At 61.9% G+C, this 12,713-nt stretch carries 12 protein-coding genes; 8 read left to right on the forward strand and 4 right to left on the reverse strand.

Annotated features, from left to right (window positions below; genetic code table 11):
• Positions 1-72: 72 nt before the first annotated feature.
• Both ACOGXC_RS11375 and ACOGXC_RS11380 read left to right on the forward strand, forming a co-directional pair.
• Entirely contained in the window at positions 73-1,005 is a 933-nt protein-coding gene (locus ACOGXC_RS11375) for an SDR family NAD(P)-dependent oxidoreductase (protein WP_419918307.1), read from the forward strand.
• A gap of 149 nt (positions 1,006-1,154) precedes the next feature.
• Positions 1,155-1,508, forward strand: coding sequence for a hypothetical protein (locus tag ACOGXC_RS11380; RefSeq protein WP_419918308.1), 354 nt, complete (start codon positions 1,155-1,157; stop codon positions 1,506-1,508).
• 94 nt (positions 1,509-1,602) lie between these two features.
• On the opposite strand, the gene ACOGXC_RS11385 is transcribed toward ACOGXC_RS11380, so the two are convergent.
• Positions 1,603-2,472, reverse strand: coding sequence for a MaoC/PaaZ C-terminal domain-containing protein (locus ACOGXC_RS11385; protein ID WP_419918309.1), 870 nt, complete (start codon positions 2,470-2,472; stop codon positions 1,603-1,605).
• 114 nt (positions 2,473-2,586) lie between these two features.
• Between ACOGXC_RS11385 and ACOGXC_RS11390 the strand changes: the two genes are divergently transcribed.
• The 5 genes from ACOGXC_RS11390 (at position 2,587) to ACOGXC_RS11410 (ending at position 9,042) form a co-directional block, all read left to right on the forward strand.
• Positions 2,587-3,369 (forward strand): enoyl-CoA hydratase/isomerase family protein, encoded by a 783-nt coding sequence (locus tag ACOGXC_RS11390; RefSeq protein ID WP_419918310.1) that lies wholly within the window; start codon positions 2,587-2,589, stop codon positions 3,367-3,369.
• 75 nt (positions 3,370-3,444) lie between these two features.
• Positions 3,445-4,326 carry an SDR family oxidoreductase gene (locus ACOGXC_RS11395; protein ID WP_419918311.1) on the forward strand — a complete coding sequence of 294 codons (882 nt, stop codon included), beginning with the start codon at positions 3,445-3,447 and terminating at the stop codon, positions 4,324-4,326.
• Between the two features lie 125 nt (positions 4,327-4,451).
• Complete coding sequence (locus tag ACOGXC_RS11400; protein ID WP_419918312.1) at positions 4,452-6,212, forward strand: hydantoinase B/oxoprolinase family protein; 1,761 nt, start codon at positions 4,452-4,454, stop codon at positions 6,210-6,212.
• Positions 6,209-8,320: a hydantoinase/oxoprolinase family protein gene (locus ACOGXC_RS11405; RefSeq protein WP_419918313.1), complete on the forward strand. Its 2,112-nt coding sequence runs from the start codon at positions 6,209-6,211 to the stop codon at positions 8,318-8,320. The genes ACOGXC_RS11400 and ACOGXC_RS11405 overlap by 4 nt, the downstream gene beginning before the upstream one ends.
• Before the next feature lie 95 nt (positions 8,321-8,415).
• Complete coding sequence (locus tag ACOGXC_RS11410) at positions 8,416-9,042, forward strand: cysteine hydrolase (protein ID WP_419920070.1); 627 nt, start codon at positions 8,416-8,418, stop codon at positions 9,040-9,042.
• Here ACOGXC_RS11410 and ACOGXC_RS11415 read toward each other — a convergent pair.
• Both ACOGXC_RS11415 and ACOGXC_RS11420 read right to left on the reverse strand, forming a co-directional pair.
• Complete coding sequence (locus ACOGXC_RS11415) at positions 9,014-10,117, reverse strand: DUF222 domain-containing protein (protein WP_419918314.1); 1,104 nt, start codon at positions 10,115-10,117, stop codon at positions 9,014-9,016. The genes ACOGXC_RS11410 and ACOGXC_RS11415 overlap by 29 nt on opposite strands.
• A gap of 467 nt (positions 10,118-10,584) precedes the next feature.
• Complete coding sequence (locus ACOGXC_RS11420) at positions 10,585-11,379, reverse strand: hypothetical protein (RefSeq protein WP_419918315.1); 795 nt, start codon at positions 11,377-11,379, stop codon at positions 10,585-10,587.
• A 311-nt stretch (positions 11,380-11,690) separates the two neighbouring features.
• Here ACOGXC_RS11420 and ACOGXC_RS11425 point away from each other — a divergent pair, with 311 nt between their 5' ends.
• Positions 11,691-11,927 carry a hypothetical protein gene (locus tag ACOGXC_RS11425; protein WP_419918316.1) on the forward strand — a complete coding sequence of 79 codons (237 nt, stop codon included), beginning with the start codon at positions 11,691-11,693 and terminating at the stop codon, positions 11,925-11,927.
• A gap of 215 nt (positions 11,928-12,142) precedes the next feature.
• Here the strand turns inward: ACOGXC_RS11425 and ACOGXC_RS11430 are convergent, their stop codons facing one another.
• Positions 12,143-12,646, reverse strand: coding sequence for a type ISP restriction/modification enzyme (locus ACOGXC_RS11430; protein ID WP_419918317.1), 504 nt, complete (start codon positions 12,644-12,646; stop codon positions 12,143-12,145).
• Between the last annotated feature and the right edge of the window lie 67 nt (positions 12,647-12,713).

Consider the following 12,713-nt stretch of genomic DNA (forward strand, 5'->3'; position numbering starts at 1 on the left):
ATGCGCCATCGGCGTGAGCCGGACCGGAAAAAGCTGCTAGACCTCGACTGTTAGCAAAGCGCAGGAGGTGCCATGAGCATCGACACCCCATCCGAACATCTCTCCGAACATCTCGCTGTCAGCAAGCTCGATGTCAGCAATATGGTGGCGGTGGTAACCGGCGGGGCCGGCGGAATAGGCAAGGGGATCGTTACCGCCCTTTTGCAGCGAGGATCCACCGTGGTGATCGCCGACATCGAGGCCGGCACCACCGAAGCCACCGTGAACGAGCTGTCCGAGCTTGGTCCGGTGTCGGGATGGGCCACCGATGTGAGCGACGAGGGGTCGGTGACCGCATTGGCCGAACATGTCTACGACACCCACGGACGTTGCAATCTGCTGTTCAACAATGCCGGGGTGACCTCCGGAGGGGGTGGCAAACCCTGGGAGCAGGAGCCCAATGACTGGCGCTGGTGCTTCGGCGTGAACGTGTTCGGCGTGGCCATATGCACCACCGAGTTCGTGCCCCGCATGATTGCCGGCGGCCGGCCCGGCCAGATAATCAACACCTCCTCGGGTGACGGCGGGTTCGCCCCCGTACCCACCGCTTCGGTCTACGCCGCGTCCAAGGCCGCTGTGAGCTGTTTCACCGAGGCCCTGCACACCAACCTGGTCCGGGAGGGCCACAATCTGCGAGCCTCGGTGCTGTACCCGTCGGGCGGCATGATGGATACCGGCCTGTTCACCGCCCAGCGCAACCGCCCGGCCCACCTCGCCCGGGTGGGCGAATCCACCGGGCGGCGCAGCATGACCTTCACCGAGCTCAAGGAGATAATGACCAAAGTCCGGGGTTACGAACCCGAAGTGGCCGACCTGGTGGAACACGGCAATTTCGTGATTGATTGTGTGGAGGCCCGCCGCTTCATCATTGCTCGTGACCTCGAGGACACCGTCGCGCTGCTGCACCGCCGGGCCGAGGCCATCGGCCGCTTCGAGGTTCCCGACCACCACAACCTCGGCCTATGAACCCCCCACCATGCAAATCCCGACGAACCCGCAAATCCCATGGTTGACAGCGAGCAGAGCTGCCGGTACAGTGAGGCCAAGCAATCGGAGCCGGCTTCGTTTTTGAGCGTCAATGGGTTCCCTCCAAGAAAACTCTCGGAGGAATTCGAATGACAATCAGCGAACTTGAGCGCACAGAATTGGCAAGCAACCTGGTAGTTGCCATCGGGAAGGAACCAACGGAAACCCTGATGCAGTGCATCCTCCCAGACGGGCGCGAGCAACTTGCCACCAAGGACGACCTGAAAGTCCTCCGGAGCGAGATGCGAAGCGAGATCAGCGAACTCCGGAGCGAGATGCGAAGCGAGATCAGCGAACTCCGGAGCGAGATGCGAAGCGAGATCAGCGAACTCCGGGGATACATAGACTTGGCGCTCTCCAAGCAGACCCGCATCTACTTGGTGACCATGATCGGGTTCATGGTCACCATCTGGGGCACATTGGCGGTGCACTTCGTCGCCTAACCGGAAACCGGTCCCAACTCCTTTCTCCGGGCCGGCAATGCCTCCGGCTGGAGGTGCCCATCGGTGCGGCGTGGCATGGATCTGCTGTGGGTGCTCATCTCACCGTGGCTCGGCCCCTGTCCAGCAAGATGGAACCCCGGTTGGAGACCACCCGGAACAACACTTCGCGGTCCTCACCGGGGTTATGCCAGATTTGGGCGGTGAGAACATCACCGTTGTAACCGGGAGCGGCAAAGCGCCCCGACATCGATCCCAGGACCCCGGGGTTGCCCTCGCACACCGTCTCCACCAGAGCCCGGCAGGCGAAACCATACGTGTTCAACCCCATGAGGATGGGGCCGTCGAACCCGGCCGCCCCGGCCACCGAGGGGTCGTAGTGGATGAGGTTGGGGTCGTTGCCCCCATGCCGGTAAAGCAGCGATTGCACCGGCAGGGTTTGCCAGTCCACTTGGACATCGGGGGCCTCGTCACCCACCGGCCAGGCCGGTGCTTTCGGACCGGGATCACCACCGAAACCACCCTCGCCGATGATGAACAGCTTGGAACCCACTGTGAACACCGGCTCACCGGTGGCAGCATCCACCGCCTCGCCCCGGGAGTGGACCACCGCCCCGGAGCCTTTGTCGTAGATGCCCACCACTGTTGAGGTGCTAATCACCGATCCCGACGGCCCTATCTCCCCGTGGATGGTCAACTCCTGCTCACCGTGAACCAGTTGATGAACCTGGTAATCACCGAACCGGAGCATGGAGCCATCGTCCTGACCGGTGCCGTCGGACCGCCCACCGGAGCAAACGAAGCTGGGATACACCTGCTGGGGAAAGCCTGCTGCCCGCTCCCCCACGAACGCCAGATCGTCGAATCCCGCCCCCACGCTGAGGGCGTACAAAGTGCAATCCCGGGGCAGCCAACCCCGCCGGCGGGGTTCGCTCTGGTGCCCGATCATTTCCAAGTTCATCGCCATGGTGTCATTCTCCTCAATAAAATCGGCAAACCCGGCACGCTCTCCACATTCTCCTCAATAAAACTGGCAAACCCGGCATCGGCTAGACACCCCGTTATCGGCTAGACACTGGGTATGGCCGATGATCGAGTACAGCTCACAGTGGACGGGCCCATAGCCGTCATCACCAACAATAACCCTGCCAAGCACAACGCCTTCGACGACGACATGGATGTAGCGCTGTTCGACATCCTGGGCGAACTCAAAGCCAACAAGTCCATCCGGGCGGTGGTGTGGCGGGGTGAGGGCAAATCGTGGTCATCGGGCCGGGATGTGGCTGCCATCGGCGGCCAGCAGGTGGAACTGGCCCACCACGCCCTGATGGAGCGAGGCCAGAAGGGTATCCAGCAGATCTGGGACATCGACGCCCCCATCATCGTGGCCCTCCATGGCTGGGCTATCGGGGGATCGTTCCAGCGGGCCCTTCTGTGTGACATCCGGGTGGCCGCCGAGGGGTCCCGGTTCATGCTGCCCGAGGTGACCCACGGGGTGATCCCCGACACCGGTGGCGTGGGTCGCCTGTTTGAGATTTGCGGGTCGGGCCTGGTCAGCGACATGGTGCTCACCGGCCGGGTGCTGAGTGCCGAGGAGGCGCTGACCCATGGCATTGTATCCCGCATCGTGGCCCCCGAAGCGCTGGACGACTGCGTGATGGAGATGGCCGCCGGTATCGCCGCCGCCCCTCCCTACACCGTCCAACTCGCCCGCCGGGTGATCCGCAACCTGGCCGACGAGGGGTTGCGCCGCTCCATGAACGACGAGTACGCCTACCAGACGCTGATCAACCGGTCGGACGACTTCGCCGAGTTCCGAGCCGCCCGAGCCCAACAGCGCAACCCCGATTACCACCGGTCCTGAGAAGAACCACTGCCAATGCTGACCACCGGTCCTGATAATCGGTACTTACCACCGGTCCCGAGGAGGAAATGAGCCATGGCTGAGATCATCGGACTGCCCGAGCCGGCCCCGGAAGGAGCCACCGCTCTGGTACCGGGCACCTACCAGGATCAGACCGTTCTGGTCACCGGTGGGGGTACCGGCCTGGGCAAAGCCATTGCCACCGAATTCGCCCGGCTGGGGGCCAACCTGGTTATCGCCAGCCGTAAACCCGAGCACCTCGAAGCCGGGCGGGCGGCCATCCAGGAAGTCGGTGCCGAAGTGCTGGCGGTGAGTTGCGACATCCGCCAGGCCGAAAATATTGCCGAAGCCTTCGACGCGGCCACCGATCGATTCGGCCTGCCCGATGTGCTCATCAACAACGCGGCAGCCAACTTCCCGGTTCCGGCCGAGGACATGTCCCCCAACGCCTGGCGCACGGTGGTGGACATCACCCTCAACGGCACGTTCTTCTGCGCCCGGGAGTTCGGACGCCGCCATCTGGCCGCCGGCACACCGGGCTCCATTGTCAACATCGGGGCTTCCTACGCCTGGACCGGCGGACCCGGGTTCGCCCACTCAGCCGCGGCCAAAGCCGGGGTCAAGTCGATGACCGAGAGCCTGGCGGTGGAGTGGGGCCCCTACGGCATCCAGGTGAACGGCCTGGTACCAGGACTGTTTCCCCACGCCGACATGACCAGCGACATCCGCTCCAGCCTCGACCGGACCCACGAGAAGGACCCGTGCCAGCCTGCCATGAGGGTGGGGCAGGTGCGCGAGCTGGGGTGGGCAGCAACCTTTTTGGCCTCCCCCTTCGCCCGGTTCATCAGCGGCCATACCATGGTGGTGGACGGTGCCAACTGGCAGCGGCGCTCCATGACCAACCCGGCCGTCGTCACCATCCGCGACCAGATGGGCAAGGGACCGTTCCAACCCTGATGCCCGACCGACCCGAACACCTGACCGAACCCTGATGCCCGACCGACCCGAACACCTGACCGAACCCTGATGCCCGATTGACCCGAACACCGTTCCAACCCTGATGCCTGATTGACTATGACCGCATGGACGGCCTCGCCCTGACCGAACCCGGTAAGAGCCCGAGCGACCCGGTCGCGCTGGAGGTGGTAAAGAACGCCCTGGCCGCCATAGCCGAGGAGATGGGGCTCACCACCGTGAGGGCGGCCTATTCCTCGGTGGTGAAGGAGGGTGGTGATTCGACCGCCGCGGTTTTCGACCACCGGGGCCGGTTCATCGCCCAGTCGATGGGTGCCCCCCTCATGCACCTATCCAGCCTGCGCCCATCGCTGCGCTCTCTACTGGACCACTTTCCCCCCGAGTCGATGACCGATGGTGACGTTTACGCCTCCAACGATCCCTACCGGGGTGGTATCCACTCCAACGACGTGATGGTGTTCCGCCCGGTGTTCATCGACGACATCCTGGGGTTCTTCACCTGCGCATTGCTGCACGTGGCCGATCTGGGGGGTATGGCCGCCGGCGGGTTGCCGGCCAACGCCACCGAGATGTTCCAGGAGGGTCTGGTGCTACCCCCCGTGCCCCTGGTCGTCGCGGGGCAACCCAACCAACCCATACTGGACGTGATAGCAGCCAACAGCCGCACCCCCGAGAAGGTTCTGGGCGACATCCGAGCCATGATGGCAGCCACGAACCTGGGAGCGGGCCGGCTGGGCGATCTGGCTACCCGTTACGGCCTGGCCCGGCTGCACCGGATCACCGGCGAGCTGCTGGACTACACCGAACGCCGCACCCGGATGGGCATAGAGGCATTGCCCGACGGCACCTACACCGGCTCGTTCGTCATCGACGACGACGGGGTGGACCCCACTGCTGATCACGAGGTGCGGGTAACCCTCGTGGTTGACGGCTCGACCATCACCGCCGACTTTGCCGGAACCTCCACCCAGGCCCCGGGGCCCATCAACGCCTCGGTGTCGCAGACCACCTCGGGGGTGCTGTTCGCCATCCGCTGCATGCTGGCCCCGGACATCCCGGTGAACGACGGCACCTTCCGACCCCTTGAGCTGCGCCTGCCCCCGGGTACGCTGGTCAACCCCAACCCGCCCGCTGCGCTGAACGCCCGCATGGCCACGGTCATGGCGGTGGCGGAGGCCATGCTGGGAGCGTTCTCCCAGCTCGACCCGGCCCGGGCGGTGGCCGCCTCCTGCAACGTCCATGTCTACATAATGAGCGGCATCGACAGTGGCGGGCAGCCGTGGGCGTTCATGGACCCCCAGTTCGGCGGCTCCGGGGCCCGCTCGGATCGGGATGGGGTTGACGTGACCGGCCCGCTGGTGTTCGGCTCCGGCGGGGCTTTCCACACCGTGGAGGCTTACGAGCAGGAGCATCCCGTGCGTTTCGAACGTTTCGAGTTGTGGACCGACTCCGGGGGGGCGGGCCGGTGGCGGGGCGGCACCGGGTCGCGCCGCGATATCCGTATCCTGACCGATGGTCGGTTCACCGGCCGGGCCACCGACCGATGCCGCCGCCCACCCCCGGGGATTCTTGGCGGCTCTCCCGGTGCCGGTGGTGGCTGGGTGCTCAACCACGGCACCCCCGATGAGCAGCCGCTACCGGCCAAGGTGACCGCCCATCCCCTGCGGGCCGGGGACATGATCACCATGTTCACCTCAGCGGGGGGAGGCTACGGCGACCCGCTGGAGCGCGACCCCGAGCTGGTGGCCGCCGATGTGGGCGACAATCTGGTGTCGCCCGAGGCCGCCCACCGGGATTACGGCGTGGCCATCAACCCCGAAAACGGAGAGGTTGACCCCCTGGCAACGGCCGCACTGAGAAGCAAATGACCAAAGCCATGGGCATCGACATTGGGGGGACGTTTACCGATGTGGTGCTGATCGACAGATCCAGCGGCGACATGGCCACCACCAAGGTGCTCACCACCCCCGACGATCCCACCACGGGAGTGCTGGCCGGAATGGTCGAACTGCTGACCAGCACCGGGATTGACCCGGCCGATGTGTCCCAGGTCGTCCACGCCACCACCCTGGCCACCAACCTGATCCTGGAGCGCAAGGGCGGCCCGGTGGCCTATGTCACCACCGCCGGATTCGGCGACATCTTGATCATCGGAGACGAGCGCAAGGGTGACCGCGAGAAGTACGACCTCTTCTACACCAAGCAGGCCCCCATCGTCGCTCGGCGGCACATAATCGAGGTTCAGGAACGAGTAGGGGCCGGCGGCTCGGTGGTTGTACCCCTGGATGCCGAGCAGGCCCGCTCTGCGCTGCTCGACCTTTTGGAGCGCGAACCGGTAACGGCGGTGGCGGTGTGCCTTCTCCACTCGTATGCCAACGGGGACCACGAACGCCAGGTTGCCGGCATCATCGCAGAGCTGGACCCAGATATGTACGTGGCAACGTCCGGGGAGGTGTGGCCCGAGTACCGGGAGCTGCCCCGAGCATGCACCACGGTGATATCGGCCTATGTGGGCCCCACCGTCACCCGCTACATCGCCCGGTTGGACACCGAGCTGGCCCGCCAGGGGATTGGGGCAGGATTGCAGATAATGGGCTCATCCGGGGGGATCATCTCGGCGGCCACCGTGGCCCGCAGACCAGTGCAACTGGTGGAGTCGGGCCCGGCCGCCGGGGTGATGGCCGCCGCCCACATCGGTCGCCTCACCGGCATCGACAACCTGATCTCCTTCGACATGGGGGGTACCACCGCGAAGGCCGGGCTGGTACGGGACGGGCGAGTGGCCATCGCCCACGAGTTCTACGTGGGAGGTACCGCGTCGGCGGGGCTCAAGCAGATCAAAACCGGCTACCCGATCAAGATCCCGGTGATCGATCTGGCCGAGGTGGGGGCGGGGGGTGGATCCATCGCCTACCGCGACAGCGGCGGCGCGCTGAGGGTGGGTCCCGATTCGGCCGGGGCCGAGCCGGGGCCGGCCTGCTACAACCGGGGCGGCACCCTACCCACGGTGACCGATGCCAACCTGGTTCTGGGCTACCTGAATCCCGATCACTTCCTGGGAGGGCGCATGACCATCCGGGCAGATCGAGCCCTACACGCCCTGGCCGGGCTGGGTGAATCCATGGGTCTGAACCCGAACGAGGCCGCGGCCGGGGTGTACGAGGTGGTCAACGCCACCATGGCCGCCACGGTGAGGGTGGTGACGCTGGAGCGGGGCATCGACCCCCGGGACTTCACCCTGCTGGCCTCGGGAGGAGCGGCGGGAATGCATGCGGCCCGCCTCGCCGAGGAGTTCGACATCGGCGAAATAGTCATCCCCACCAATCCCGGCGTGGGCTCAGCGGTGGGCCTGCTGACCTCCGACGTGGTGACCGATCATGTCCGCACCCGAGTTATCGGCCCGGTTGCTGGGGTCATCAGTACTGGGGAAATTGGTACTGGGGAAATCAGTGCCGAGCACATCAGCGCGGTGGAGGAGATCTACGCCGAGTTGGAGGCAACCGCGGTGGCCGAGATCGTCTCCGAGGGCTTCGCAGCCGGCGAGATCGTGCTGGAACGGGAGATCGACGTTCGCTACCGCCACCAGGCCCACGAGCTGACCGTCCCCCTGGATGGCTGCGACCTGGGCCGAGCCGCCATTGCTTTCGGCCACCTCTACCAGCAGTTGTACGGCATCCGCCCCGCCGATCCGGTGGAGTTCGTCAACTACCGGGTGCGGGTGATCGGGCCGGTGCCCAAACCCGACTGGTCCACCAGCAAAGTATCCTCCATCCCGCCCGAGCCCCACTCCCATCGCCCAGCCTGGTTCGGCGGCGGCATGGTCGACACCCCTGTTTATCGCCGCGACACCCTCCTTCCCGGCCCCATGATCTCCGGCCCCGCCATCGTTGAGGAGTCGTCCTCGACCGTGATCATTCCCCCCGGCTGGACCGCCTCCACCGACCGGTGGCTCAACCTGGTACTACGGTTTGGTTAGCCCTGGTCAGCCGGGGCCAGGCCGCGGGTGTTGATCTTGGGGTTGTTTTGATCTTTGAAGTCGCCCGATCTTGAAGTAGTCCGATCTTGGAGAAAATGATGGAACTGCGCCAGACAATCAGCCCGGCGACCACCGCTCTGGTGCTCCAGGAGTGCCAGAACGGCGTGATCGGTGAGCTTTCGGCCCTGCCTGCGCTGGCCGAGGCCGCCCGGCAGGGGTTGATCCCCAACCTGGCCGCACTGGCCACGGCGGCCAGAGCTGCGGGGGTGCGGGTTGTTCACTGCACTGCCCAGCACCGGGTTGACGGCTGGGGCGGCAACCGCAACGCCCGCCTGTTTCGGGCCATGCCCAAGATGCCGGTGCAGCTACATGCAGGTACCCCGGCGGTGGAGGTGGTACCCGAGATCGGCGTGACCAGTACCGACATGGTTCTGCCCCGCCACCACGGCTTGTCACCATTCGAGGGCACCGAGTTGGACTCGCTGCTGCGCAACGAGAGCATAAACACCATCGTGATTGGTGGGGTGTCGGTGAACGTGGCCATCCTCAACCTGACCTTCGACGCAGTCAACGCCGGCTACACCGTTGTGATCCCCCGCGACGCGGTGGCCGGAACCCCCAGCCACTATGTGGATGCAGTGTTCGAGCACACTCTCAGCCTGGTCTCCACCATCACCACCACCGAGGCTGTAATCAAAGCGCTGAAGCAATCAGCGCTTTGAAACAAGGATAGGGGGTGGAGGTTTGAGTCGGTGCCGGCCTTTGGGGTCGGTGGCGGCCGTGTTTGTGTATTTTGGTGTGACAGCTCGGGCAGAGCAGTACAAGGTTGTCGATGTTGGTGGTTCCACCCTGTTCCCACCACAAGATGTGATGAACTTCACAAGCAGTGGCCCTCAGCCGGCATCCCACACAGCGTTGATCTCTGGCGTGTAAGCCCAGTTTTTGGGTTTGGGAGGCTGCTCTTTGCTTGCGGCCCAGGTACAGGGGCATCCCGTCTGAGTTGAAAATTGCTGGTACCACCCCGGCATCGCAAGCTATGTGGCGTAGCTCATCAACGCTGATGGGGGTGCCGCCGATCAGGCCGGCATCTTTAAGTTGGCCTTTGAGAGTGTCGTAGTCAACCTTGACCAAAAGCGTGGTGGCCTGCGGCACCGGGTCGCTTTGGTCGTCACTGGTAGAGGTTTCATTTCCGGGGGTTTGGGTTATGAGGTTCACCAGCGCGTCGGCGTAGCGTTGCTTATGGGTACGATCGCGGCCCGCTTGGAAATCGTCGCGGAACATGCGATCACACAAATCATCCAAAGCAGTTTTGACTCGCTCACCGGAGACGCTGTCGAGTTCGGCGCGAAGGATGACCATGTCGTCGTCACCGTTGAACACCACAGCTTTGCGGCGACGCTGCTGTTCACCACGGGTGGGGGCTTCGCCGCTGCGGCGCAGGTCTTCTTTGTGCAACACGGTTTTTTTGAACTCGTCCAAATCCTGGGTTATCGCCAAACCGATTATCTCCACCTCCTGAGCAGAAGTGAAAGACACCCGCTGGTTCGACTCACCAATCAAGCGGGCGTGATCCACCGACACCAAACCCTCAGCCGTGGCATCCAGCGTGGCCGCCAAACCCTTCAACAACCACGTGCCTTTGGCTTGACGGCGAGCCGCGTATCGGCCCCTACCGAACTGCTCGCACACTTCTTCAACCGAATCGTTACCTTCCAACTCGCCCAACCGAACCAGCATCTCAGCCACCAAACCTTCCAACTTGCGGCGGGTACGGTCAGTGCTAAGAATCAACTGCACCAACTCGCCGGAATCCGTACCGGAATAATCAACACCGCCACAGCAAGGGCAACCACAGCAATGCTGGGTTGGTTTATGCTGGGTTGTTTCATTTAGGGTTTCGGGTTGGCTGATGGGTTCAACTGCCATGTTTACAAGTATATCAACCCCGGTGACACTTACCCCTCTGATTTGCCATAAAATCAGAAATAACTTCAAAATTAGCCGAATTCATACAGCTTTAGGGGCAAGCCTGGCTCCGCCCTGGTTGGGGCCGAGACTGTTCAAATCTGCGGGAATTATATCTGAAAGTGGCGTAAACCGGGTCTGACCTGGGAAAACAGGCAAATCGTCGCAGAGTGCTCCTTGCTGAGCCGGATAGGTGAGGCGACCTCCCGTTATGCGCAAGATGGCTGGGCTGTGCGCCACTTTCAGATATAAGCCCCTATTATTTGGTCTTACCTCAGCCTTTTAGCGGTATCTTGCTGTTAGCGTGAAGGAACTATTATAGGGGAATTTCGGAGCTCTGCTAAATCCATGTTTGCTTGGTGAAGCAACTGTTGCAACGCTTCCAAGAATTCATCTAACCTCTCATGAAAAATAGCGATTCCGAGTTGCACTCGTTCTGCCGCTATTTCAGCTTCTATTTCGTCACAATCCATGGCAATACCGGAAACTTTGACCCGGCTTGAAACAGGTAACAGCAGCAAAATCAATTTTTTCCAATCATACAGCTGATAGGACAATATTTTCGACCATAAAAATTCTCTTGTCTGCTTTTTACCGACATATACGGCGCGTTGAGTCGTGACCACAAAAGTTCCGTTATTGTCTATCAGCGCTTGCTCTTCAGGTGCCTGATTAACTCGACCTCTGTGCTGCCCGGTGCGAACAGTCAGACCCTTAGCTACGCGTATCGACACTCCAGCTGAACCGCCTTGATAGGTTGTCTGCCCGCGCCTTGTTTCAGTGAGTCCTACGCCTTCCATGACAAACAACAATTCTTCACCCTTCTTCATAACCAAGTGAGAGTACTCAATCTCGGAGAAGATCGACTCGTAGTTTCTATAAGTTATTATCCGGTTTTCCAACGACTCAACATCAGCTTCAAACTCTCGGATTTGTTGATTTCGTTGAGCAGCAGCTTGCGCCGCAATCCTTTCTTCTTTTGCGCGGCGTTTCTCTTCGCGTAGACGTATTTTTTCTTCTCGTAGACGTCTTTGTTCTTGATGCCACCGTTCACGCCTCTCAGCCTGCTTTTTAGAAAAGTTCCGAAATCCCATTCCTCAACTTTACCGCATTTTCGACTTCAACTCAAATACAATTTGGGAATTATATCTGAAAGTGGCGTAAAACGGGTCTGACCTGGGAAAACAGGCAAATCGTCGCAGGGTGCTCCTTGCTGAGCCGGATAGGTGAGGCGACCTCCCGTTATGCGCAAGATGGCTGGGCTGTGCGTCACTTTCAGATATAAGCCCCAAATCTGCCAGTTGGGTTACAGCAAGCACTGCGCAATCGCTCCGGTTGTTTTGCTGAGCCATCAGGATCGCCGGGCCCTGCGGGGAATGCCCCCCCCCCCCCCGTCATTATGGAGATGGAGGTCATAAGCCGAATCAGTGGCCAACGGGGTGGAGTACTGGCCTCGGGAACCGCCGGAGCGCTTTATGACTATGGCACCCTGCGAGGTATCAGGCGGCTCTGCATCGACCCCTTGAGCGCCGCCAGGTCCGATGGTACCGGGGTCGCCAGAATCGTGAACGGGCTGGTCGGCGGCGGGGTTATCAGGATCGCCCACTCCACTTGGGTGCCCCCCTGGTTTGCCTGCCGGTAACGCAGAGGTCGTAGATGATGTTGCCGGCCAGCGCTCCGAACGGGATCTGGTCTGTGAGGTTGAAGAGAATGAACGGGCTGGTCGGGGGGGGGGGGGGGGTTACGGGGTTGGATGCCGGAACGCTGCTCGCGTCTGCTGGCCCGCCGCCAGCAGGTGAAGATCCATCAGGTTGCTGGCTGCCAGCACGCTGAAAACTGCCATGTTCGACGGGCCGGTTATCGAGATCGCCAGGGGATGTACCGGCAAGCGGCGGCGATTCCGGCTGATTTGAGGTCGCCGATCCGGTTGCTGGCCAGTGTGCAGAAGATCGTCGTGTCGGACGGAGTAGAGATGATGATTCGGGGGGGGGGGACATCGGAAGCAGGGAACATCTCCGAGACAGCCCTACCAGCCGACAGGATACGGTAGTCCTCGTACAGCCATTTTTTGAGGAATGGGCGATACAACACCTCCCGGATGCGGGACTCATCGAACTCCAGCAACTCTCCGGTGCGCACGGCCTTCTTCAGGGACTGCTTCAGCCGGCCAGTCCATTTTATGCTCGCTAAGTCATTATGTTCTGTGGCATCTTCTAGGGTGGATAGCTCTGCATAGGTGTCCTCCAACGCATCATTGAAAGCATCAATCAACCTTTTAACCTTCTGTATAAGTTCATCCCTAGAAAAGGCATAGACATAAGAGTCAAGGTTTGTTGTTATTCCAAGAGCATGAGAGCGCATAGCTACTTCCCTGTTGGGGCTTATATATGTGACTAGCCAAACTACTGTTGACCTGGGGAATTGGGCC

Origin of the sequence: Candidatus Poriferisocius sp. (genome assembly GCF_965202595.1) — a bacterium.
GTDB lineage: Bacteria > Actinomycetota > Acidimicrobiia > Acidimicrobiales > Bin134 > Poriferisocius.

Excerpts from the sequence above, each read along its gene's own strand:
- ACOGXC_RS11375 (WP_419918307.1), top strand. The coding sequence starts at position 73 with ATGAGCATCGACACCCCATCCGAACATCTCTCCGAACATCTCGCTGTC.
- ACOGXC_RS11380 (WP_419918308.1), top strand. The coding sequence starts at position 1,155 with ATGACAATCAGCGAACTTGAGCGCACAGAATTGGCAAGCAACCTGGTA.
- ACOGXC_RS11385 (WP_419918309.1), bottom strand. The coding sequence starts at position 2,472 with ATGGCGATGAACTTGGAAATGATCGGGCACCAGAGCGAACCCCGCCGG.
- ACOGXC_RS11390 (WP_419918310.1), top strand. The coding sequence starts at position 2,587 with ATGGCCGATGATCGAGTACAGCTCACAGTGGACGGGCCCATAGCCGTC.
- ACOGXC_RS11395 (WP_419918311.1), top strand. The coding sequence starts at position 3,445 with ATGGCTGAGATCATCGGACTGCCCGAGCCGGCCCCGGAAGGAGCCACC.
- ACOGXC_RS11400 (WP_419918312.1), top strand. The coding sequence starts at position 4,452 with ATGGACGGCCTCGCCCTGACCGAACCCGGTAAGAGCCCGAGCGACCCG.
- ACOGXC_RS11405 (WP_419918313.1), top strand. The coding sequence starts at position 6,209 with ATGACCAAAGCCATGGGCATCGACATTGGGGGGACGTTTACCGATGTG.
- ACOGXC_RS11410 (WP_419920070.1), top strand. The coding sequence starts at position 8,416 with ATGATGGAACTGCGCCAGACAATCAGCCCGGCGACCACCGCTCTGGTG.
- ACOGXC_RS11420 (WP_419918315.1), bottom strand. The coding sequence starts at position 11,379 with ATGGGATTTCGGAACTTTTCTAAAAAGCAGGCTGAGAGGCGTGAACGG.
- ACOGXC_RS11425 (WP_419918316.1), top strand. The coding sequence starts at position 11,691 with ATGGAGGTCATAAGCCGAATCAGTGGCCAACGGGGTGGAGTACTGGCC.
- ACOGXC_RS11430 (WP_419918317.1), bottom strand. The coding sequence starts at position 12,646 with ATGCGCTCTCATGCTCTTGGAATAACAACAAACCTTGACTCTTATGTC.